The organism is Gordonia aurantiaca, assembly GCF_039939235.1.
In the GTDB taxonomy this organism is placed as follows: domain Bacteria; phylum Actinomycetota; class Actinomycetes; order Mycobacteriales; family Mycobacteriaceae; genus Gordonia.
Window position 1 is genome coordinate 296,080 of record NZ_JBDUUF010000002.1, and the last position, 21,727, is coordinate 317,806.

Consider the following 21,727-nt stretch of genomic DNA (forward strand, 5'->3'; position numbering starts at 1 on the left):
GGGTCGGACTCGTGGCCCGTATTCTCCTCGCACCCGACATCGACTTCGCCGGTATCCGCGATCAGCTCGGGGTCGACGAGGAGTACGGCGCCGATGCCCTGGACGAGGCGCGCACGGCCGTCGACCGGTTCGTCGACGCCCGCGAGGATCACACCGGCATCCCGTTCGTCACCATCGACCCGCCGACGTCGCGCGATCTCGACCAGGCGGTGCACATCGCGCGCGACGGCGACGGTTTCGTCGTCGACTACGCCATCGCCGACGTCGCGGCCCTCGTCATTCCCGAGGGCGCGCTCGACCAGGAGAGCCGGCGCCGCGGGTCGACAGTCTATTTCCCGGACGGTTCGGTGCCGTTGCACCCGCGGGAACTGTCGGAGGACGTGGGTTCGCTGCTGCCCGAGGAGATCCGGCCCTGCGTGCTGTGGACGATCCGGGTGGCCGGCGACGGCTCGGTGACCGACGTGCAGGTGCGGCGGTCGCGCATCCGGTCGGTGGCGCGCTTCGACTACGCCGGGGTGAGCGCCGACGCCGCGGCGGGTCGCCTACATCCGTCGATCGAGGCACTGCCCGCATTCGGGGACCTTCGCCGGCAGGTGGCTCTCGACCGGGGCGCCGTCGAACTCGACCTGCCCGACCAGCAGGTGTCACGCACCGACAGCGGTTGGCGGCTCGACCTCGAACCGCACACCCCCGCCGACATGTGGAACTCCCAGTTGTCGCTGCTGACCGGCATCTGCGCGGGCACCATCATGGCCGAGGCCGGCATCGGGCTGCTCCGGACGTTGCCACCTGCCGACCCCGAACGCGTCGAGGAACTGCGCGCCGCCGCGGATGCGCTGGGCGTCCACTGGCCCGACGGGGTGTCCGTCGGCCGGTTCCTGGCGGGGTTGCCCAACGACCAGGCGAGCACCCTCGCCCTGCAGTCCACCGCGAGCGGCCTGATGCGCGGCGCCAATTATCTGGTGCTCGACGGCACCGACGAGGCGCGCGCCATCCCGCACGACAAGAAGCAACACGCCGCGATCGCCGGTCTCTACGCGCACGTGACCGCGCCGCTGCGCCGGCTCGGGGACCGGTTCGCCACCGAGGTGTGCCTGGCCGTCACGTCGGGTCAGGAGGTCCCGGAGTGGGTGCGGCGCGCACTCCCGACGCTGCCGAAGATCCTGCGGTCGGCGGATTCGTTGAGCGCCACCGCCGAACGCGCCAGCATCGACCTCGCCGAAGCCGTCATCCTCGGCGACCGGGTCGGGGAGCGCTTCGACGCCGTCGTCATGTCCGCCGCCACCGAACGCAAACCGGCGCAGATCTTCATCGCCGACCCGCCGGTCGTCGCGGGGTGCGACGGCGACCTGAAGGCGGGGGACTGCCTACAGGTGGAGTTGGCGACCGCCGACGAGGTCACGCGGACGATCGGTTTCCGCCCGGTGTAGCCGAGACGCTCGCTGCATGAGGATTGACGGCGACGAGCGGTTGGCGATTCTCGCACTTGCGCAGCGCGATTCCCGCGGGCATGTCCACCTCGCGCGGGACCGCTTCCATCCCGCGGGCGCTGATCGTCGAGCGCGAAGGAAACACCACCGCGCCGAACGCTCATTGTCGGCTCTCCATCTCAGGCGGCGCGTGGTAGGTGGTCGCCGACCGGTGTCAGAGCCTCTTCGCAGCCTTTCGGTACTCCGCGACCGCCCGCTGTGCGTCCGCCTCCAGTCGTGCGTCCAGACGCCCGACGATGAACATGTCCTCGGCCCTGAGCTCGCCTGCGACGACGATGGCCCGCAGATGCTCGCGGTTGATGCGGATGTCGTTGAAATCGCCGAGCGCCGATTGGATGCGCTTGGCGATCTCACCGATCTCGCGGTGGCGCTTCCTGTTCAGCGGTTCGGCCGCGTCGATGCCGTAGCGCAGGCGCTTCGCACGCTTGCGGATCGTGTGCAGCTGCTCGGCCCACTCCCGCGAGCCCTCCGGGAGTGTGGCGAGCTTCTCCTGGGCCTTCTGGATGTGCTTGCGGCTCTTGGTGATCGCCCTGTCGACCACGACGGTCGCGGGAAGGTCGGCATCGGGGCCGGGAGGAGGGGAGGCGATGAGACCGTCGATGGCGTCGAGCAGGTCGAAGTAGCGCTTGGACGCCATGGCCGTGTGCGCCCGGCGAATGGCACGGTCGTGCGTCCGGATCTCTTCGCCGGCCAGCGCGGCACGCAGCTGTGGTGACGGGTTCTCGCCGGCGAGAAGTTGTTTGTCGAGCTCGAGCTGCACCTCGGAATCCCGTGCCTCGCCGAGGATTCTGGCCAGCAGCTTCAGCTCGCCGCTGACATGCGCGGTCCGCTCGGCGTCGAGCACGGTGGGGAACCCGGAGAGCACCGAGCGCAGCCGCCGGCACGCCACCCGCATCTGGTGGACGGCGTCCTCGGCGTCCTCGCGCACCAGCGGGTCGTAGGCGATCAGGCTGTTGCGGTGCAGGGCGATGTCGGTGACGACGAGTTCGAGTGCGGTGGGGCGCTTGGACAATCGCGGCCCGTGCACCGTCGGTGTCGAACCGATCGCGCGCGCCAGTTTCGAGACGCTCGACGCCGGACGCGCGCCCGCCGCGCGCAACGCCTTCTCGGCGGCCTTGAGCAGCTTGGCATCTCCGCCGGAGAGCAGTTCGAACTCCCACTCTGCCCACTGCTGCGAATGACCGCCCGGCAGCAGCGACTGCGCGGTGACGAGATCCTCGGCGAGTTCGGCGAGCGGCTCCTCGTCGACGCCCAGCAGACGGGTCACCGTCCGCGTCGTCGAGATCACCGCGACCGGTTGCAGATCGCGGCAGCGCGTCAGCGCGAGCACCGGGATGCGCAGGGCGTCGGGCACGTCGCCGTCGGCGGGCGCCTCGTCGAAACCCACCCGCAGTTCACGGCGCGCTCCGGGAATGTCGGTGGGGCGCTTGAGATGCCAGCCCTCGTCGCCGCCACCGGTCCGGCGGCGCATGGTGATCCGGTTGCCGGCGAGGTCGAGGTTCTCGGTGTCGAAGTACGTCGCGTCGAGCGAGAACGTCTGTGGCTCGGTCGCCGACACGACACCGGGGAGCGCACGCAGGTCGGGGGCCACGTGACCGGGATCCACATCGAACTTGAGTTCCACCTCGACCTGCTCGGATGCGGCCACTGAGTCCTCCTGACAACGACGTTGCTGCAGCTCCGTCGAGTCTAGTGACGAACCCGCCCGTGCCCGCTGATTCGCGTGACGCGATCGATCCCCCCCCGGGCGCCTACAGATCCGCGAACCGGTCGGTCGCCTCGATGAGGTGATGACGGATGCCGGGTTCGAACGACGCGTGTCCGGCGTCGTCGACGATGTGCAGGTCGGCCGAGGGCCAGGCCCGATGCAGGTCCCACGCGCTGCGCATCGGGCACACCACGTCGTAGCGGCCCTGCACGATGACGCCGGGGATGTGTGCGATCCGGTCGATGTCGCGTAGCAGCTGCCCGTCGTCGAGGAAACCGTGGTTGACGAAGTAGTGGTTCTCGATGGTCGCGAAGGCGAGGTCGAAGCGGGCGGCCTCGTCCGGGTCCGCCGACGACGATTCCTCGGGGCGGGGGAGCAGGTAGCTGGTCGCCTGCTCCCAGCCGGTCCACGCCCGGGCCGCGGCACGTGCCACGGTCTGGTCGTCGGAGTTCAGCAGCCGGTGGTAGGCGGCGACGAGATCGCCGTCGCGTTCGGCGGCCGGGATCGGTGCGAGATACGACTCCCACACGTCCGGGAAGATGTGCGACGCGCCGCCGTTGTAATACCAGTCGATCTCGTTGCGGCGCAGCAGGAAGATGCCGCGCAGCACCAGTTCGGTGACGCGCTCGGGATGGGTTTGCGCATACGCCAGCCCGAGCGTGGAACCCCACGACCCGCCGAACACCTGCCAGCGGTCGATGCCGAGGTGGGTGCGGAGCAGCTCCATGTCGGCGATGAGGTGCTGCGTCGTGTTGACCGAGAGGTCGGCGCCGTCGGCGATGTGCGGGCGCGACCTTCCGCAGCCGCGCTGGTCGAACAGCACGATGCGGTACTTCGCCGGATCGAAGAAGCGCCGCTGGGCACCCGACGTGCCGCCGCCCGGTCCGCCGTGCACGAAGACCACCGGCCTGCCGTCGGGATTTCCGGAGGTCTCCCAATAAACCTGCTGGCCGTCACCGACGTCGAGGTGGCCGGACTCGTAGGGCTCGATCTCCGGGTAGAAGTCACGCATGGGTCGAGCCTAGGCGCCGCCGGGATTCCGTAGAAGTCAAGGGGCTATGGCGTCCACGACTTCTACGGATCGCCGGTCAGTAGCTGTGCTCGGGGCCCGGGAACACGCCGCGGCGCACCTCGTCGGCGTACTGCTCGGCGGCCGAACGCAATTCGCCGCCCACGTCGGCGAAGCGCTTGACGAACTTCGCGGTCTTGCCGTGGGTGAAACCCGCCATGTCCTGCCAGACGAGCACCTGCGCGTCGGTCTCGTTGCCCGCGCCGATACCGACGGTGGGGATGGTGAGCTTGCGGGTGATCTGGCCGGCCAGTTCGGCCGGGACCATCTCCATGACCACGCTGAAGGCACCGGCCTCCTGCACGGCGATGGCGTCGGCGATGAGCTGATCGGCGCCATCACCGCGGCCCTGCACGCGGAACCCGCCGAGACCGTTGACGCTCTGCGGGGTGAAGCCGATGTGCGCCATCACCGGGATGCCGGCGGCGGACAGTGCCGCGATCTGCGGGGCGACACGCTCGCCGCCCTCGAGTTTCACAGCGTGGGCGCCGGTCTTCTTGAAGATCTTCACCGCGCTCTCGAGCGCGTGCTGCGGGCCCGCCTCGTAGCTGCCGAACGGCATGTCGGCGACGACGAGGGCGTTCGGGGCGCCGCGCACGACCGCACGGATGAGCGGGATCATCTCCTCGACCGTCACCGGGATGGTGGTGTCGTAACCGAGGACGACGTTGGCGGCGGAGTCGCCGACGAGCAGCACCGGGATGCCGGCCTCGTCGAAGATCCGGGCGGTGGAGTAGTCGTAGGCGGTGAGCATCGACCACTTCTCGCCGTCGGCCTTCATCTGGGCCAGATGGTGGACGCGGGTCTTGCGACGCTTCGGCGCTTCGGAGTGAGTCGTGGTGGCGGTTGCGCCATAGACCGAGTTCTCGGACATCGTTGTCTCTTTTCTGCCTCGAGTCCCGCCGTGCGGGTACCCGGGTTGAACATGGACAAGCGCCATTGTGTCACCGGCGGTTTTGCCTGTAACCGGGCGAGGGTTATGCAATTGATCACACCTGCCTCGACACACGGAGGGCCCGATGTGCAAGTGTGTTCGCGGTCTCACGGCATCGTCGCTGTTCGCAGGCTTCTCAGACTGGCAAAATCGGGTCTCAGAGTGTGGGACGGACCCGGTAAAGCCGCAGCCCACGGGTTTGGACTTGCGCGTGTAACACGGATTTAACAGCCGACTTCTAATGTCGGCGACCATGGATCGCCAAAAGGAATTCGTGCTGCGGACCCTCGAAGAGCGCGACATCCGTTTCGTCCGGCTGTGGTTCACCGACGTCCTCGGCTACTTGAAGTCCGTGGCGATCGCCCCGGCGGAGCTCGAAGGTGCCTTCACCGAGGGCATCGGCTTCGACGGTTCGTCGATCGAGGGATTCTCCCGTGTGTCGGAGGCGGACACCGTCGCCAAGCCGGATCCCTCGACCTTCCAGATCCTGCCGTGGACCACCTCGGCGGGGCGCCACCACTCCGCGCGCATGTTCTGCGACATCGCGATGCCCGACGGCACCCCCAGCTGGGCAGACTCCCGGCACGTGCTGCGTCGTCAGCTGAACAAGGCCGCCGACCTCGGTTTCAGCTGCTACGTGCACCCCGAGATCGAGTTCTTCCTCCTCAAGGACGCCCCGCTCGACGGTTCGGTGCCGACCCCCGCGGACACCGGCGGATACTTCGACCAGGCGGTCCACGACGCCGCGCCGAACTTCCGGCGCCACGCCATCGAGGCGCTCGAGTCGATGGGCATCTCCGTCGAGTTCTCGCACCACGAGGGCGCGCCGGGTCAGCAGGAGATCGACCTCCGCTACGCCGACGCGCTGTCGATGGCCGACAACGTGATGACCTTCCGCTACCTCATCAAGGAGGTGGCGATCAACGAGGGCGTGTGGGCCACGTTCATGCCCAAGCCCTTCACCGACCACCCGGGCTCGGCGATGCACACGCACATGAGCCTGTTCGAGGGCGACATCAACGCCTTCCACAATCCCGATGACCCGATGCAGCTGTCGGCGACCGGCAAGAAGTTCATCGCCGGCATCCTGCACCATGCGTCGGAGATCAGCGCGGTCACCAACCAGTGGGTGAACAGCTACAAGCGCCTCGTCCACGGCGGGGAGGCCCCGACGGCCGCGACGTGGGGCCGCGCCAACCGCTCGGCGCTGGTCCGGCTGCCGCTGTACACGCCGAACAAGGCGTCCTCGCGCCGGATCGAGGTGCGCAGCCCCGATTCGGCGTGCAACCCGTACCTGACCTTCGCCGTGCTGCTGGCCGCGGGCCTCAAGGGCATCCAGAACGACTACGAGCTGCCCGACGAGGCGGAGGACGACGTCTGGGCACTCACCCCGGCCGAACGCCGGGCGATGGGCTACCAGGAGCTACCCGGTAGCCTCGCCGACGCGCTGACGGTGATGGAGAACTCGGAGCTCGTCGCCGAGGCCCTCGGCGAGCACGTCTTCGACTACTTCCTCCGCAACAAGTGGACCGAGTGGACGAACTACCGCAGCCAGGTCACCCCGTACGAGCTGCAGAACTACCTGCCGCTCTAGGGCGAGCCGTGCCTGCCGCAACGGGGACCGCGGTGTCGGTCCCGTTGTGCAGTCGCTATTTTTGAGGCTGTGACAACTCGATCGGGACGCAGCGCGATCCCCAGCGCAGGCCGACTGGGACTGCTCGACAAGGGCGCGCCGCAGAATCTCGCCGACCTCGGCTGGAACACCCCCGAATCCGTCGACGTCCTGTGGGCGCTGTCCCGCGCCCCGGACGCCGATCTGGCCCTGCGCACGCTCGTCCGCCTGCGTGGCGCGGTGGGTGACGAGTGGGCCGAGATCGACTCCGAGCTGCGCTCGAACCGTCCGTTCCGCGGGCGTCTCTTCGGTCTCATCGGCTCGTCGGACGCGCTTGCCGACCACCTCGTGGCCGAGCCCACGGGCTGGCGTCTGCTGCTGCGCGACTCGCTGCCCGATCGCGCCGAGGTCGATCGCCTGATGCTGGAGTCGGTCGGCGCCGTGCCCGAGCCGGGTGAGGTGGAGAAGGGCAACCGGGTCTACCGGGCCGCGTTCTCCGGGCCCAAGGCCGTGGTCGCGATGCGCCTGGCGTACCGAAACCTGATCATGCAGCTCGCCGCGCACGACGTCGCGTCGACGGTCGAGGACGAACCGGTGCTGTACCTGCCCGAGGTCGGCGGCTACCTGGCCGACCTCGCCGACGCCGCCCTCACCGCGGCGCTCGCGGTCGCCAACCGCGAGGTGTGCGGCGACGACCCGATCCCGGTGCGACTGGCGGTCATCGCGATGGGCAAATGCGGTGCGCGCGAGCTGAACTACGTCAGCGACGTCGACGTCATCTTCGTCAGCGACCCCGCCGACGGTGTCGCTGCCCGGATCGCCGGCGAGCTGATGCGGGTCGGATCGCTCGCCTTCTTCGAGGTCGACGCCGCGCTGCGCCCCGAGGGCAAGTCCGGCGCGCTCACGCGGACACTGGAATCGCATGTCGCCTACTACGAGCGGTGGGCCAAGACCTGGGAGTTCCAGGCCCTGCTGAAGGCACGCGCGATGACCGGCGACATGGAGCTCGCCCACAAGTACATCGACGCGGTCAAGCCGATGGTGTGGCGGGCCGCCGAGCGCCCCGACTTCGTGCCCGAGGTACAGAAGATGCGTCGGCGCGTCGAATCGCTGGTGCCCGAAGGGGAGCGGGAACGCAACCTGAAACTGGGTGCCGGCAGTTTGCGCGACGTCGAGTTCGCGGTCCAGCTGTTGCAGATGGTGCACGGCCGCGTCGACGAGAGCCTGCGCGTGATGGCCACCGTCGACGCGCTGGCGGCGCTCACCGCGGGCGGCTATGTCGGCCGCGACGACGGTGCGAATCTCAGTGCGTCGTACCAGTTCCTGCGTCTGCTCGAACACCGCCTGCAGATGCAGAAGATGAAGCGCACGCATCTGCTGCCGCCGCTCGACGACACCGAGGCGCTGCGCTGGCTCGCCCGTGCCGCGCACATCCGGCGCGAGGGGGAACTCGATGCGACCGGCGTGCTGCGCGAGCAGATCAAGCACAACACCCTGCGCGTCCGCCGCCTGCATCAGAAGCTCTTCTACCGTCCGCTGCTCGAGGCGGTCACCCGTTTCAAGGCCGACGAGCTGACGCTGAGCGACGAGTCGGCCGAAAGGCGTTTGGCGGCACTCGGTTACGCGATGCCCGACCGCGCCCTCAGTCACATCCGCGCGCTGTCCAACGCGCCCGGCCGCCGCGGCCAGATCCAGCTGCTCATCCTGCCGCAGCTCCTCGAACACATCGGTGACACACCGGATCCCGACGCCGGCCTGCTCAACTACCGGCGACTCTGTGAGGCCCTCGAGGACAAGGACTGGTTCCTGCGCCTGCTGCGCGACGACGGCGTGGTCGCCGAGCGGCTGATGAAGGTGCTCGGTACGAGCGAGTTCATCGCGAACATGCTGATGCGCTCGCCAGAGGTCATCCACCAGTACTCCGACGGTCCCGACGGGCCGAAGCTGTGCGAGATCCGGCCGGAGGACGTGGCAAAGGGTCTCATCGCGTCCACGGTGCGCCAAGAGGACATGAAACGCGCTGTCGCCGTGGCACGTTCGCATCGACGGGCGGAACTGGTGCGGATCGCGTCCGCCGATGTGCTCGGTCTCATGGATGTCCGTGAGGTCTGCAAGGCGCTGTCGAGCGTGTGGGCGGCGGTGCTCAATGCCGCGCTCACCGTCGCGATCAACATCTCCGAACGCGAACGCGGCAAGCCCGCCCCGGCCCGCATCGCCGTCATCGGCATGGGTCGTCTCGGTGGCGGCGAGCTCGGTTACGGCTCCGACGCCGATGTGCTGTTCGTCTGCCAGCCCCACCACGACGTCGAGGAGTCCGTGGCGGTCAAGTGGGCCCAGGGCATCGCCGAGACCGTCCGCAGCGCACTCGGAAGTCCCAGCGCCGACCCGCCGCTCGAGGTCGACACCGGTCTGCGGCCCGAGGGCCGGAACGGGCCGGTGGTGCGGACCCTCGCGTCGTACGCCGCCTACTACGCGCAGTGGGCGCAGCCCTGGGAGGTTCAGGCACTGCTGCGTGCCCATCAGGTGGCCGGCGACGAGGCGCTCGGCATCGACTTCCTGCACATGATCGACCACGTCCGCTACCCGGCCGGCGGTGTCAGCAACGAGGCGGTCAAGGAGATCCGGCGCATCAAGGCGCGCGTCGACGCGGAGCGGTTGCCGCGCGGCGCCGACCCGGCGACCCACACCAAGCTCGGCCGCGGCGGTCTCGCCGACATCGAGTGGACGGTGCAGTTGCTGCAGCTGCGCTATGCGCACCGTTACCAGAGCCTGCACAACACCTCCACGCTCGAGTCGCTCGACGCGATCGGTGCGGCGGAGCTGCTGAGCGAGAACGACGTCGCCCTGCTGAAGGATGCGTGGATCACCGTCACCAAGGCGCGCAACGCGCTGGTCCTGGTGCGCGGCAAGCCGGTCGACCAGTTGCCCGGCCCGGGCAAGTTGCTGCGTCAGGTCGCGTACGCCGCCGGGTGGCCGGAGGACCAGGCCACGGAGTTCCTGGAGCACTACCTCCGGGTGACGCGCCGGGCGAAGGCCGTGGTGCAGAAGGTCTTCGGGGCCTGAGCGGCGGCCGGAGGCGGGCTCGGCGTCGGTCGGGGCCGGGCGAAAACCGTTGGGGGGACGGATGAAGAGATTTCTGTGGGTGTCGACGTACATCGTCGGCCTGGCCATGACGGCCGGTGTGCTGCTGGCGGTGTGGCTGCACTTCTATCCGTCCCGCGGCAACGTGGCGTTGTACGTCACCAGCGGTGTGCAGTTCGCGCTGATCCCGGCGTTGCTCGCGATCGTGGTCTTCGCCGGTCTGAAGCGCTGGATCATGCTCGTCGTCGCGTGTGTGGCGGGTGCCGCGCTGGTGTACACACAGGTCCCGTTGCTGATCCCGGCCGACGCCCCGGAGGGGGAGCGGTTCCGGGTCGTGTCGTCGAATCTGCTCTTCGGTGGAGGCGACATCGGCACGCTGGAGAAGATCGTGGCCGACGCCGATGCCGATCTGGTGTCCCTGCAGGAGGTGACTCCGGAGGCGCTGCGACGGATCCGGGGCGGGACGATCCCGAAGCAGCTGCCGTACGAGTTCGCCGAACCGCAGGCCTTTGCCACCGGGTCCGCGCTGTTCAGCAGGAAGCCGCTGACCGACACCTCCGTGGTCCCCGACACCGCGCTGCGAAATCTGAAGGCGCGCACCGATCTTCCGGGTGCCCCGGGCACGCAGGTCTTCGCGATCCATCCCGCGGCGCCGCTGTGGAGCGACAAGGACCACTGGTTCCACGACATGGGGGTGCTCGCCGACGAGTTCGCGAACCTCCCGGCCGGCCGGGTGCTGGCGATCGGTGACTACAACTCGACGTGGAACCACGCGACCTACCGCAAGCTGTTGACCAACGGCCTCGTCGACGGGGCCGATCTGGCCGGGGCGGGGTATCTGCCCACGTACCCGACCGACAAGAAGATCGGGAACCGGCCCCTGGTCGCGATCGACCGGATCATCGTGCGCGGATTCGTGACCACCTCGATGGACACCCATCACCTACCCGGTTCCGATCACCGGGCGCTGGTGGTAACACTTGTTGCATCATGAGCATCTCCGATCGACTCCGTGAGGCCACCGCCGAGGCGCACCGGCGCGCCGAGCACGCGCCGTTCATCGACGACCTGATGTCCGGCCGACTCGACCGCGGCGAGTACGAGCGCCTCGCCGCCCAGCTGTACTTCGTGTACGAGGCCCTCGAAGAGGTCGGGGACGCGCTGGCCGACGATCCGATCGCCGGCGCGGTCTTCGACGACAGACTGCGCCGCCTGCCGCATCTCGGCGCCGACCTGGCGTCGTTCGGCATCGATCCGGCGACGGTGACCCCGCTGCCCGCGGTCGCACGGTATGTGGAGGCGATCAAGGCGACGCGGGACGACCCGGCACGCTACGTGGCCCACCACTACACGCGGTACCTGGGTGACCTCAGCGGTGGTCAGGTCGTCGCACACCGTATGCGGGAGCACTACGGGGTCGACGACTCGGGACTGTCGTTCTACCGCTTCACCGGGATCGACAAGCTCAAGCGCTACAAGGACGCCTACCGGGCGCGGCTCGACGCGCTCCCGCTCGACGACGCTGCGGTCGACCGGCTCGTCGACGAGGCGATCGAGGCGTTCGCGCACAATCAGGCGGTCTTCGGCGATCTCGACGGGGCTCGCGCGGCCTGAGCCGCGGGGTCCGGTCTTCCCGCTCTTCCCGGTATTCCCGGGTCGACCGGCGGTCCGCGGACTGCCGGCGGTGGAGTGACGGCTAGTTGACCTGGAGCTTGACGGTGCGGTCCAGGATGACCTCTTGGAGGTCATCGTGGCCCTTGACCAACTCGATGCGGAGGCGATTCCCGTCGAGCCGACTCGTGGTGCGAACCACGCGCGGTGTTCCCTCGAGGCTGATGCGATCGCCCGGGACAAGGTCTTCCACATACACGTCTCTGGTCATGCGCCCAAATTACGGGTGAATTGTGTGTACCGGCAGGGCAAGAAGTCCATTTTGTGGACTAGATCACACGACCTTTGTCTTCACATTTCGTCGATCAGTCGCTCGAGCCCGTCGAAGATGACACGAAGGCCGAAATCCAGTTCATCGCCGAAGAAGTCGTCATCGACCGAATCGGCCACCGACGGGTCGGTGAATGCCGCGAACAGATGCGGGTAACCGCCGCCGCTCGTGTATTCGGCGACCAATTCCTCATAGGTTGCGCCGGTGTCCCCGGAATCGGCCGTGCCGGGATTCCCGATCAGTCCCATCTGGCTCGACTGGCGTACATGGTGCCGGACGAATCCGTCGACGAGCAGGAGTGCGCTCAGCTTCTGCTGCTCGGTGAGGGGGGTTCCGTCGAAGCAGCCGACCCCCGCCTCGCTCCACGACAGGATGTTCGGGCCCACCGGAGGCCGGCGGAGCGGAATGGTGGCCAGCCAGGGGCGGTTCCGGGCGACCTGAGCGGCCCGGTGCGCCCACGAGGTCAGACGTTCGCGCCAGGTGCCGGTGAGGGTGGCGTCGAATCGGCCGAACCCCGTGTCGATCATGACCTCGATCAGCTCGTCCTTGGAGTCGACGTAGCGGTACAGCGACATGGTGGTGAGTCCGAGTCCGGTGGCGACCGCCTTCATCGACACCGCGTCGACGCCGTGGGTGTCGGCGATCTCGACGGCCTGGGCGCCGATGTCGCGGATGGTGAGCGTCGGGCGCGGCCCGCGACGCGGTGTCGGGTCCTCGCGGTCCCACAGAAGGTCGAGATAGCGGGGGCGTGAGCGCGGCGTCGCGTCGGACATGGGCTCATCGTACTTATTGCTTGTGTCATACACAGTTCGGATCTACTCTCTGTGTACCCAATAAACAGTCTATATCGCATACAGAAAGTGGGAGATCATGTCGCGTTCGCCGTGGGCCGGGCTGGTTGCGCTCTGCCTGCCGATGCTGATCGTCTCGATGGACGTCTCGGTCCTGTTCTTCGCGGTGCCCCACATCGCCGCCGACCTCGCGCCCACGCCGCAACAGCAGTTGTGGATCTTCGACGTCTACGGCTTCGTCCTGGCGGGCCTCCTGCTCACCATGGGGTCGGTTGCCGACCGCATCGGCCATCGGCGGCTGCTGGTGATCGGGGCGACCGGCTTCACTGTGGCGTCCCTCTGCGCGGCCTTCGCGTCGTCGGCGGAGATGCTGATCGGTGCGCGTGCGCTGCTGGCGGTGGCCGGTGCGACCCTCATGCCGTCGACGCTCGCGCTGATCCGATATCTCTTCGACGACCCGGCGCAGCGCGCCGCCGCGATCGCGACGTGGAACGCCGTGCTCGCCGGTGGGGTGGCGGTCGGCCCGGTGATCAGCGGCCTTCTGCTCGAGTATTTCTGGTGGGGATCGGTGTTTCTCGTCAATGTGCCGATCATGGTGGCGTTGCTCGTCGTCGCACCGCTGTTGCTGCCGGGCGGCACCGCGTCACCGTCGCGGCGCATCGACCTGCTGAGCGCGGTGCTCGCCCTGGTCGCGGTCCTGCCGGTGGTCGCTGCGGTGAAGAACCTCGCGGCCGACGGGTTCGAGGCCGGTCACCTGGGGTTGCTGGCGCTGGGTGTCGCGGGTGCGGTGGTGTTCGTCTGGCGGCAACTGCGTCTCGAGGAACCCATGGTCGACGTCGGGTTGCTCCGCGAGCTGCGGTTCGGCGGGTCGGTGTTGTTGAACCTCATCTGCCTGTTCGCGTTGCTGGGCAACTCGATCCTGATGACGCAGTATCTGCAGTCCGTGCTCGGGTTCTCGCCGCTGCGTGCGGCGCTGTGGAGCCTGTTGCCGTCGGTTGCGGTCGGCGCCACGGCACCTGCGGCCGCGGTCCTGGCGCAGCGCACGGGCCGGCTGCCGGTCATCGTCGGCGGGTTCGTGTGTGGCGCGGCAGGCTTCGTCGTCCTCGCGACGAGTACGGACGTCGACTCGGTCGGTGTGGTGCTCGTCGGGGCCGCGACGCTGGCCGGAGGGGTCGTCGCGACGACGTCCATGATCGCCGACTTCGTGGTCGGCATCGCCCCGCCCGAACGTGCCGGCGCCACATCGGGACTGCTGGAGACCTCGAGCGAATTCGGCGGTGCGCTCGGCATCGCCGTGCTGGGCAGCATCGTCAACGCGGTGTTCCGGTCGTCGTTCCCGACCGGTGTCGCCGAGGGTGAGGCCGCGCGCAGTCTGGGCGGTGCCGTGGCGGCCGCGGTGCAACTGCCCGCCGAGCGCGCGTCCGAGGTGCTCGACGCCGCGCGGCACGCCTTCGTCGACGGCCTCACCGTCGCGGCGTGGTCGGGTGCCGGAGTGCTGGCCCTCGCCGCCGGGCTGGCGGTCTGGATGTTGGGCGGGGGAGGAGAGGAGCAGGTGGACGGGGCGCAGATGCAGGACGCCCCGCCCGCGGGAACGCGGACGGGGCGCCATGACGACCTCTGGCTGTCGGAAACCGATCAGCAGTCGTAGTAGAGCGAGAACTCGTACGGGTGAGGACGGATCTGAACCGGCTCGATCTCGTTCTCGCGCTTGAGAGCGATCCAGGTCTCGATCAGGTCCTCGGTGAACACGCCACCGGCGGTGAGGTACTCGTGATCCTCCTCGAGGCGGTCGATGACCGCGGCCAGCGAGGTCGGGGCCTGCGGGATGCCCTTGGCCTCCTCCGGCGGGAGCTCGTAGAGGTCCTTGTCGACGGGCTCGTGCGGCTCGATCTTGTTCTTGATGCCGTCCAGGCCGGCCATCATCATGGCGGCGAAGGCCAGGTACGGGTTGCCGGAGCTGTCCGGGCAACGGAACTCGATGCGCTTGGCCTTCGGGTTGTTGCCGGTGATCGGGATGCGGACACAGGCCGAGCGGTTGCGCTGGCTGTAGACCAGGTTGATCGGGGCCTCGTAACCCGGGACCAGACGCTTGTAGGAGTTGATCGTCGGGTTGGTGAACGCCAGCAGCGACGGGGCGTGGTGCAGGATGCCGCCGATGTAGTAGCGCGCGGTGTCCGACAGGCCTGCGTAGCCGGCCTCGTCGTGGAACAGCGGCTTGCCGTCCTTCCACAGCGACTGGTGGCAGTGCATGCCCGAGCCGTTGTCACCGAACAGCGGCTTCGGCATGAAGGTCACCGACTTGCCGTTCTGCCACGCGGTGTTCTTGATGATGTACTTGAACAGCTGGACATCGTCGGCGGCGTGCAGCAGGGTGTTGAACTTGTAGTTGATCTCGGCCTGACCGGCGGTGCCGACCTCGTGGTGTCCACGCTCGAGCTCGAAGCCCGCCTGCTGCAGGTTGGTCGACATCTCGTCGCGCAGATCGACGTAGTGGTCGTACGGCGCGACCGGGAAGTAGCCACCCTTGGGACGGACCTTGTAGCCCAGGTTCGGGCTGCCGTCCGGATCGGTCGGCGAAGCGGTGTTCCACCAGCCCGACTCCGACTCGATCTCGTAGAAGGTGCCGTTCATCTCCGAGCCGAAGGAGACGGAGTCGAAGATGTAGAACTCGGCCTCGGCACCGAAGAAGCAGGTGTCGGCGATACCGGTCGAGGCCAGGTAGTCCTCGGCCTTGCGGGCGACGTTGCGCGGGTCGCGGCTGTAGGCCTCACGGGTGAACGGGTCGTGGACGAAGAAGCTGACGTTCATCGTCTTGGCCTTGCGGAACGGGTCGATCCGCGCGGTGGCCGGGTCGGGCAGCAGCATCATGTCCGACTCGTTGATGGACTGGAAGCCACGCACCGACGAACCGTCGAACGCGAGACCGTCCTCGAACACGCTCTCGTCGAAGGCCGAAGCCGGGATCGAGAAGTGCTGCATGACACCGGGCAGGTCGCAGAATCGGATGTCGACGTACTCGACACCTTCCTTCTTGATGCCCTCGAGTAGTTCTTCTTTACTGCTGTACACCGTGCGGTGACTCCTTCGTGATCGGGTGGTCAGTGCTTGCTGACGCGCCACACACATCCGCCGCCGACAGCAGCGGATCTCAGCGGCAACCGTATGGAGGTGAGGTTGCCCATGCGTCAAGTCCGTGTTTCCCCCGTGTTACACACCCGGTGTTCTTGGCGACACAAAGTCCGAACCGCGGAGAAGGTACTCGGCAGACCCCACCCTATCGGGGTCTGGAGGCGGGCGTGGGAGGACCGCCTGGGCTCCGCGACTACCATGGACCCAACGCAAGGGACGCGATCGCCGGGCACCAGTCGGCGCCGGGTCGCGAGAGGAGTCATCAGCATGGGACGAGTCACCGGTTCCTGGTTGTCGGGACCGCAGATCGGTCCCGGCGCCGGCGTCGAGAACGATTGGCGGGGCCAGGACCTGGGCCTGCCCGCGTCCGGTCCCGGATCGCTGGCCACCGGTTGGCAGCGTGTGGGGGGCCTGCTCGTCGACTGGCTGATCGCCGCCGGTCTGGCCCTCGTCTTCGTCGGAGGCGACCTCGAGTCCTCGAAGCTCGGCACCCTGCAGCTCGGGATCTGGCTGGTGGTCGGCATCTTCGCGGTGACGCTGTTCGGGTTCACCCCCGGCCAGTACGCGCTGGGGATGCGGGTCGCCCGCGTCGATTACGGGACCGATCGCAACCGGGCCGAGGCCGAGGGCGGGGAACCGCCTGCCGCGGTCGGCGTCGTGCGGGCGTTCTTCCGTCAGCTGCTGATGATCTTCCTGGTGCCCGCGCTCATCAACGACTACAACGGTCGCGCCCTGCACGACCGCGCGACCGGCACCGCGATCCTCCGCACCCGATAGATCCTCCGCACCCGATAACCCGCGCCCGGCGCGTCGGCCTGTGGATGCGCTCGCCCGGCGCGTCGGCCTGTGGATGCGCTGTGCAGGCCGGTGGTGTCCCCGTGTTCTCATTGCTGTCATGCGGGGGATCGTGGGGGCTGTGGTCGGTGTCGTCGTCGGCGTTCTGGTCGTGGTGGCCGCTGTCGTCGTCACGGTGACGGTCCCGCGGACGGCGGATGGTTCGCCCACCGCGGCACCGCCGACGGAGGCCTCCGAGGACCCCTATCCCGACATCGTGCCCCTGGCCACCACGCCGACGCCGCGCTGGTCGGTACCGATGTCCGACGTGGGCTTGCCGGAGGATCAGAGGAGCCTCGTGCGTCCCGATGTGCTGGCGGCGAACACGACGACGGTCATCGGCGGGACGGAGGGATACGACGCAGCCCTGATGGCCTTCGATCCCTTGACCGGTGAGCAGAAGTGGCCGAAGGTCTCCGACTTCCGCGCCGAGGCATGCGAGTTCAGCCGGGACGGACGGCTGGCGTGCGTCGGCCGCGGCGCCGACGAGGCCACGGCGGACGTCGCCTTCCTCGACGTCGCCTCCGGACAGGTCGTCGCGACCAAGCCGGTGCATCTGGGTGAACGGTCCACGGGCCCGCAGTTGCAGTCCGCGGGCGACGGATTCCTCGTCAGCACCAGATACTTCGTGGAGAAGGAGAACCGGTATGCGCTCAGCATGACCTGGTTGAGTTCGGACGGGTCCCGGAGCTGGGAGCAGAAGCCGCCACCGGGCTTCTACGAGCCCTCGCTTTCGGAGGCCGGGAACGTGGTCGCCATCAGCGACCGCTGGCGCGCGGTGCGGGTCTTCGCACTCGACACCGGAGAGCTGGTCTATGACTCCGTCGAAGACCAGAAGAACGCCGCACGAGAGGAACGGACCGCGTTCTTCGCGGTCGCGCCTGTCCGAACCGGTTTCGCGGTGAGTATCGGCGCAGGCACACCGCGGACGATGATCTACGACGGCAAGGGGGCCAGGCGCGGGGTCATCGAGGGGTTCGGACTCGCCTACTCGCCGCCGGGGTCAGAGGGCGACCTGATCCCCGTCGAGCGCGACGACGGCAGGGACAACACGACGATCGGGGTGGCGTCCACGGAGAACCTCGAGGTCATCGCCACGACGACGGCCGCCCACGGCCTCTCGCGGGTCAAGATCCTCCACGACCGGTTCCTCCTCGGGAACCGTCACGGCGAGGATGACTGGACGGTGCTCGACGTCCGGCACCCCGAGCAGGTCCGGGCCGTGGCCCCCGGGGACACCACACTGATGGCCTTCGACGGGACACGCGCCTTCTTCGCCGACAACTCGGGGTCACAGGGACGCGTGCCGTATGTGTTCGGCTGGGATCTCGCTACCGGCCGTCAGGTGTGGGAGATCGGCAAGAGGTACAGCGAGGCACACCGGGATCTACGGTTCGTCGGCCCGTACCTGTTCCGCATGCAATCCGGAGACCCCGACGAGGCGTCGATCACCCGACTCGGGGCCTGACGGCGTCGGCGCCTGGAGCGGTCGCACTCGAACCCCGGATGCGTGAAGCCACCACCTCTTCTGGACTGGCCGGCCGGGTGGTGGCTTCACGAAGAATGGCGGGACGTCTCAGCTGCGGCGACGCGCGGTGCGCTGCATGCTGCGCATCTTGGCGTTCGCGGGCAACGGACCCTTCGGCATGCCGGGGCCGGGAGCCTTGCTGCTCAGGGCGGCCAGCCGTCCCTCGAGGGTGTCCATGCGCTTGCGGTCGATGTTGTTCGGCAGCTTGTTGAGGTGGCGCTCCAGCTTCGAGAGCGGGACCTGGCCTTCCTCGTTGCCGACGACGACCTCGTAGATCGGGGTGTCGCCGACCACACGTGCGGCCTTCTTCTTCTCCTGCGCGAGAAGCTGCTTCACCCGGTTCGGATTGCCCTCGGCGACCAGGATCACACCCGGCTTGCCGATGACGCGGTGCACGGCGTCGAGGTGGGTGGTGCCCGCGACCGCCTGCTTGACCCGCCACTGGCCGCGCATGTTGCCCAGTGCCCAGCCGGCGGCGCCGGGCTGGCCCTCTGCCTTGGAGTAGACGTTCTTCTGCACGCGACGCCCGAAGATGATGAAAGCGCCGAGAGCGCCGAGCACCACCCCCAGGGGGATCAGCAGCCACGGCGAGCCGATCAGGAGTCCGAGCACGACGAAGACGGCCACCACCAGCACGAACACACCCGCCATGTAGGGGATGAGTCGCTTGTCTTCCTTGCGCTGCATCTGGAAGGCCTGCCACAACTGCTGGCGGCGTTCCTTGGATGCCGCCTTGCGGGCCTTCTTCTTCGCGGCCTTTTCTTCTTTGCTGACCGACTGCGCCTTTGCCATAGGGGCCAGTTTACGTCCGACGCCGGAACGTCCCGACGTCACGGTCGGCCGCCAGGTGCGAACGGCTCAGCGACCGAGACGTGCCATGAGGCTCGACGCCTCCTGCGCTGCCGATCCCTCCGATGCGAGATGCGCCAGGGCAGGGGAGATCTCGCGACCGTGGTGGGCCATCGCCTGCGCGTACAGGCGGCCGGCGCGGTACGACGAACGCACCAGCGGGCCGGCCATGACGCCGGCGAAACCGACCTCCTGGGCGAACTCGGAATGGTCGACGAACTCCTCCGGCTTCACCCAGCGCTCGACCGGATGGTGCCGCGGCGACGGACGCAGGTACTGGGTGATCGTCAGGATGTCGCAGCCCGCGTCGTGCAGGTCGACGATCGCCGACTGGACCTCTTCGGGGGTCTCGCCCATGCCGAGGATGAGGTTCGACTTGGTGACCAGCCCGAAGTCGCGGGCGGCGCGGATGACGTCGAGGGAGCGCTCGTAGCGGAACGCCGGGCGGATGCGCTTGAAGATGCGCGGCACGGTTTCCAGGTTGTGCGCGAGGACCTCGGGACGTGCCTCGAACACCTCGGCCAGCAGGTCGGGCTTGGCGTGGAAGTCCGGGATGAGATTCTCCACGCCGGTGCCCGGGTTCAGCTCGTGGATCGCGCGGACCGTCTCGGCGTACAGCCAGGCGCCCTCGTCGGGCAGGTCGTCGCGGGCCACGCCGGTGATCGTCGAGTAGCGCAGGCCCATGGCGCGGACGCTCTCGGCGACGCGGCGGGGCTCGTCACGGTCGAGTTCGGCGGGCTTGCCGGTGTCGATCTGGCAGAAGTCGCAGCGTCGGGTGCACTGCTCGCCGCCGATCAGGAAGGTCGCCTCGCGGTCTTCCCAGCACTCGTAGATGTTGGGGCAGCCGGCTTCCTCACACACGGTGTGCAGGCCCTCGCGCTTGACGAGGCCCTTGAGTTCGGTGAACTCGGGTCCCATCGTCGCGCGGGTCTTGATCCAGTTCGGCTTGCGCTCGATCGGGGTCTGCGCGTTGCGCACCTCGAGGCGCAGCAGTCTGCGGCCGTCGGGTGCGGTGGGAGCGGACTTGTTCTGCGATGCGGTGTTCGGTGCTGGGGCCGAGGCCGGGGGTGTGGCGTCGGTGGCACCGGGTCCGGGGGTGAGTGGGGACGCGGTCACCGGACCGATCCTACGCGCGTCGAAACGGCCTCTCCGGAGGGCGTGGTGACGGCCTCGCGCGGGGCGTCGAGCGCCTCGCGGACGGCTTCCTCGACCGGCTCGAGGAAGTCCGCGACCGACAGCGGCCGGCCGAGTTCGCGTGCCAGCGAGGTGACCCCGGCGTCGGCGATGCCACACGGCACGATCGCGTCGAAGGCCGACATGTCGGGGTCGATGTTGAGGGCGAAGCCGTGGAGGGCGACGCCGCGGGCGACACGGATGCCGATCTGGCCGAGCTTGCGTTCGCCCTTCCCGTCGCGGATCCAGACCCCGGAGCGTCCTTCGACGCGCCCGGTGGTCACGCCGGCCCCGGCGCAGACGCTGATCAGGGCCTCCTCGAGACGCCGCACGTATTCGACGACGTCGAGCGGTTCGGCGAGTTTCACGATCGGATAGCCGACGAGCTGGCCGGGACCGTGCCACGTGATGCGGCCACCTCGGTCGACGTCGATCACGGGCGCGCCGTTGGTCGGACGGTCGGAGTCCTCGGTGCGTTTGCCCGCGGTGTAGATCGAGGGATGTTCGAGCAGGAGCAGCAGGTCGTGGTCGAGGGTGCCGTCGGCACGCTCACCGGCGAGACGGTGCTGCAGGTCGTAGGTGTCGCGGTAGTCGACGGTCCCGAGGTGCCGGACCTCTACGGGAGCGGACTCGGCTCGTACTGAATCGGACCGGACGGGATGGGAGGTCATGATGCGGGTTTCGTCGCGTAGTCGAGTGCCCGACGGATGTCGGGGTGGGTGAAGGTGAATCCGTGATCGGTGAGCACACGGGGTTCAACGCGTTGGGAGAACAGAATCATTTCCTCGGCCATCTCACCGCCGAAGGTGCGCGCGAGGAACTCGGGCACGCGGAAGACGGCGGGCCGGCGCACGGCCTTGCCCAGCGCCGTGCAGAACTCACCGAAGGTGACCGCGCCGGGGGAGGCGAGGTTGACCGGACCCGAGATGTCGGAGTCGAGCAAGAACTCGATGGCCCGCACCTCGTCGATCAGGCTGATCCAGGAGAACCACTGTGCTCCACTGCCGATCGGCCCGCCGAGGCCGAGTCTGAACAGCGGTAGCAGCTTGGCGAGCATCCCGCCGGTGGCGCTGAGGACCGGTGCGGTCCGCAGCAGGACGACGCGGGCGTCGCCGGCGTTGGCGGTGGCGGCCTTCTCCCAGTCGACGACGAGTTCGGCGAGGAACCCCTCACCGGGCGGGTCTGTCTCGACCGCGGCCCGGTCGCCGGTGTCGCCGTAGAAGCCGGTGGCGCTGGCCGAGATGAAGATCGGGATGCGGTGATCCCGGACCGCCTCGGCGAGCACCTCGGTCGGGGTGATCCGCGAATCGCGCAGCTCCTGCTTGAACCGCCCGGTCCAGCGGCCGTTGCCTACGCCGACACCGCCGAGCGAGACGACCGCGTCGACACCGTCGAGGGTCGCGGGCGGCAACCCGATCGTCTCGGGGTCCCAGCTGAACTCGTCGTCGTCGAGGGCTTCGCGGCGGACCAGACGGATGACCGTGTGGCCCGCCGCGCGCAGCGAGTTGACCAGGGCGTTGCCGATCAGGCCCTGGGAGCCGGCAACGGCTATGCGCATGGCTTACCCCGAGTCTCTCGCCGTTCCTC

18 protein-coding genes are annotated in these 21,727 nt (G+C 68.4%); 8 read left to right on the top strand and 10 right to left on the bottom strand.

Annotation, left to right across the window (positions count from 1 at the left end; genetic code table 11):
* The first annotated feature begins 11 nt into the window (after positions 1-11).
* Positions 12-1,430 (top strand): RNB domain-containing ribonuclease, encoded by a 1,419-nt coding sequence (locus tag ABFT43_RS06380; RefSeq protein ID WP_347959531.1) that lies wholly within the window; start codon positions 12-14, stop codon positions 1,428-1,430.
* Positions 1,431-1,644: 214 nt separating this feature from the next.
* Here the strand turns inward: ABFT43_RS06380 and ABFT43_RS06385 are convergent, their stop codons facing one another.
* The 3 genes from ABFT43_RS06385 to panB all read right to left on the bottom strand — a co-directional run bounded on the left by ABFT43_RS06385 (position 1,645) and on the right by panB (position 5,141).
* Positions 1,645-3,138, bottom strand: coding sequence for a CYTH and CHAD domain-containing protein (locus ABFT43_RS06385; RefSeq protein ID WP_347959532.1), 1,494 nt, complete (start codon positions 3,136-3,138; stop codon positions 1,645-1,647).
* A gap of 103 nt (positions 3,139-3,241) precedes the next feature.
* The gene (gene pip, locus ABFT43_RS06390) at positions 3,242-4,210 is read right to left on the bottom strand and encodes a prolyl aminopeptidase (protein ID WP_347959533.1); all 969 of its coding nucleotides are present in this window, start codon (positions 4,208-4,210) and stop codon (positions 3,242-3,244) included.
* A gap of 76 nt (positions 4,211-4,286) precedes the next feature.
* Positions 4,287-5,141 carry a 3-methyl-2-oxobutanoate hydroxymethyltransferase gene (gene panB, locus ABFT43_RS06395; RefSeq protein WP_347959534.1) on the bottom strand — a complete coding sequence of 285 codons (855 nt, stop codon included), beginning with the start codon at positions 5,139-5,141 and terminating at the stop codon, positions 4,287-4,289.
* A gap of 313 nt (positions 5,142-5,454) precedes the next feature.
* Here panB and glnA (ABFT43_RS06400) point away from each other — a divergent pair, with 313 nt between their 5' ends.
* From glnA (ABFT43_RS06400) to ABFT43_RS06415, 4 genes are all read left to right on the top strand, one after another.
* Entirely contained in the window at positions 5,455-6,795 is a 1,341-nt protein-coding gene (glnA, locus tag ABFT43_RS06400) for a type I glutamate--ammonia ligase (RefSeq protein ID WP_347959535.1), read from the top strand.
* Positions 6,796-6,864: 69 nt separating this feature from the next.
* A complete protein-coding gene (locus ABFT43_RS06405) occupies positions 6,865-9,876 on the top strand; it encodes a bifunctional [glutamine synthetase] adenylyltransferase/[glutamine synthetase]-adenylyl-L-tyrosine phosphorylase (protein ID WP_347959536.1) in 3,012 nt (1,003 codons plus the stop codon).
* A 61-nt stretch (positions 9,877-9,937) separates the two neighbouring features.
* On the top strand, positions 9,938-10,888 hold the full coding sequence (locus tag ABFT43_RS06410) for an endonuclease/exonuclease/phosphatase family protein (protein ID WP_347959537.1): 951 nt from the start codon (positions 9,938-9,940) through the stop codon (positions 10,886-10,888).
* The gene (locus tag ABFT43_RS06415) at positions 10,885-11,508 is read left to right on the top strand and encodes a biliverdin-producing heme oxygenase (protein ID WP_347959538.1); all 624 of its coding nucleotides are present in this window, start codon (positions 10,885-10,887) and stop codon (positions 11,506-11,508) included. Before ABFT43_RS06410 ends, ABFT43_RS06415 begins: the two co-directional genes overlap by 4 nt.
* 82 nt (positions 11,509-11,590) lie before the next feature.
* On the opposite strand, the gene ABFT43_RS06420 is transcribed toward ABFT43_RS06415, so the two are convergent.
* Both ABFT43_RS06420 and ABFT43_RS06425 read right to left on the bottom strand, forming a co-directional pair.
* Positions 11,591-11,776, bottom strand: coding sequence for a hypothetical protein (locus ABFT43_RS06420; RefSeq protein WP_347959539.1), 186 nt, complete (start codon positions 11,774-11,776; stop codon positions 11,591-11,593).
* 80 nt (positions 11,777-11,856) lie between these two features.
* The gene (locus tag ABFT43_RS06425; protein ID WP_347959540.1) at positions 11,857-12,609 is read right to left on the bottom strand and encodes a TetR/AcrR family transcriptional regulator; all 753 of its coding nucleotides are present in this window, start codon (positions 12,607-12,609) and stop codon (positions 11,857-11,859) included.
* A 97-nt stretch (positions 12,610-12,706) separates the two neighbouring features.
* On the opposite strand from ABFT43_RS06425, the gene ABFT43_RS06430 reads away from it, so the two are divergent.
* Positions 12,707-14,275 (top strand): MFS transporter, encoded by a 1,569-nt coding sequence (locus tag ABFT43_RS06430; RefSeq protein ID WP_347959541.1) that lies wholly within the window; start codon positions 12,707-12,709, stop codon positions 14,273-14,275.
* Here ABFT43_RS06430 and glnA (ABFT43_RS06435) read toward each other — a convergent pair.
* Positions 14,263-15,696, bottom strand: coding sequence for a type I glutamate--ammonia ligase (gene glnA / locus ABFT43_RS06435; RefSeq protein ID WP_347959542.1), 1,434 nt, complete (start codon positions 15,694-15,696; stop codon positions 14,263-14,265). The two genes, ABFT43_RS06430 and glnA (ABFT43_RS06435), sit on opposite strands and share 13 nt — an antisense overlap.
* A gap of 327 nt (positions 15,697-16,023) precedes the next feature.
* Here glnA (ABFT43_RS06435) and ABFT43_RS06440 point away from each other — a divergent pair, with 327 nt between their 5' ends.
* Together ABFT43_RS06440 and ABFT43_RS06445 are read left to right on the top strand one after the other, a co-directional pair.
* Positions 16,024-16,533, top strand: coding sequence for an RDD family protein (locus tag ABFT43_RS06440; protein WP_347959543.1), 510 nt, complete (start codon positions 16,024-16,026; stop codon positions 16,531-16,533).
* Between the two features lie 118 nt (positions 16,534-16,651).
* Positions 16,652-18,058: a hypothetical protein gene (locus tag ABFT43_RS06445; protein ID WP_347959544.1), complete on the top strand. Its 1,407-nt coding sequence runs from the start codon at positions 16,652-16,654 to the stop codon at positions 18,056-18,058.
* 108 nt (positions 18,059-18,166) lie between these two features.
* Here the strand turns inward: ABFT43_RS06445 and ABFT43_RS06450 are convergent, their stop codons facing one another.
* The 4 genes from ABFT43_RS06450 to ABFT43_RS06465 form a co-directional block, all read right to left on the bottom strand.
* On the bottom strand, positions 18,167-18,910 hold the full coding sequence (locus ABFT43_RS06450; protein WP_347959545.1) for a DUF4191 domain-containing protein: 744 nt from the start codon (positions 18,908-18,910) through the stop codon (positions 18,167-18,169).
* A 66-nt stretch (positions 18,911-18,976) separates the two neighbouring features.
* Positions 18,977-20,083 (bottom strand): lipoyl synthase, encoded by a 1,107-nt coding sequence (gene lipA / locus ABFT43_RS06455; RefSeq protein ID WP_347959546.1) that lies wholly within the window; start codon positions 20,081-20,083, stop codon positions 18,977-18,979.
* Complete coding sequence (gene lipB, locus ABFT43_RS06460; RefSeq protein WP_347959547.1) at positions 20,080-20,811, bottom strand: lipoyl(octanoyl) transferase LipB; 732 nt, start codon at positions 20,809-20,811, stop codon at positions 20,080-20,082. The genes lipA and lipB overlap by 4 nt, the downstream gene beginning before the upstream one ends.
* Positions 20,808-21,698: a TIGR01777 family oxidoreductase gene (locus tag ABFT43_RS06465; RefSeq protein WP_347959548.1), complete on the bottom strand. Its 891-nt coding sequence runs from the start codon at positions 21,696-21,698 to the stop codon at positions 20,808-20,810. Before ABFT43_RS06465 ends, lipB begins: the two co-directional genes overlap by 4 nt.
* Positions 21,699-21,727 lie beyond the last annotated feature (29 nt).

Bases quoted from the DNA above. Each gene is read 5' to 3' on its own strand.
- ABFT43_RS06425 (WP_347959540.1), bottom strand. From the start codon at position 12,609: ATGTCCGACGCGACGCCGCGCTCACGCCCCCGCTATCTCGACCTTCTG.
- ABFT43_RS06465 (WP_347959548.1), bottom strand. From the start codon at position 21,698: ATGCGCATAGCCGTTGCCGGCTCCCAGGGCCTGATCGGCAACGCCCTG.
- ABFT43_RS06450 (WP_347959545.1), bottom strand. From the start codon at position 18,910: ATGGCAAAGGCGCAGTCGGTCAGCAAAGAAGAAAAGGCCGCGAAGAAG.
- lipB (WP_347959547.1), bottom strand. From the start codon at position 20,811: ATGACCTCCCATCCCGTCCGGTCCGATTCAGTACGAGCCGAGTCCGCT.
- ABFT43_RS06420 (WP_347959539.1), bottom strand. From the start codon at position 11,776: ATGACCAGAGACGTGTATGTGGAAGACCTTGTCCCGGGCGATCGCATC.
- ABFT43_RS06410 (WP_347959537.1), top strand. From the start codon at position 9,938: ATGAAGAGATTTCTGTGGGTGTCGACGTACATCGTCGGCCTGGCCATG.
- ABFT43_RS06445 (WP_347959544.1), top strand. From the start codon at position 16,652: ATGCGGGGGATCGTGGGGGCTGTGGTCGGTGTCGTCGTCGGCGTTCTG.
- ABFT43_RS06440 (WP_347959543.1), top strand. From the start codon at position 16,024: ATGGGACGAGTCACCGGTTCCTGGTTGTCGGGACCGCAGATCGGTCCC.
- pip (WP_347959533.1), bottom strand. From the start codon at position 4,210: ATGCGTGACTTCTACCCGGAGATCGAGCCCTACGAGTCCGGCCACCTC.
- ABFT43_RS06430 (WP_347959541.1), top strand. From the start codon at position 12,707: ATGTCGCGTTCGCCGTGGGCCGGGCTGGTTGCGCTCTGCCTGCCGATG.
- ABFT43_RS06415 (WP_347959538.1), top strand. From the start codon at position 10,885: ATGAGCATCTCCGATCGACTCCGTGAGGCCACCGCCGAGGCGCACCGG.
- panB (WP_347959534.1), bottom strand. From the start codon at position 5,141: ATGTCCGAGAACTCGGTCTATGGCGCAACCGCCACCACGACTCACTCC.
- glnA (WP_347959535.1), top strand. From the start codon at position 5,455: ATGGATCGCCAAAAGGAATTCGTGCTGCGGACCCTCGAAGAGCGCGAC.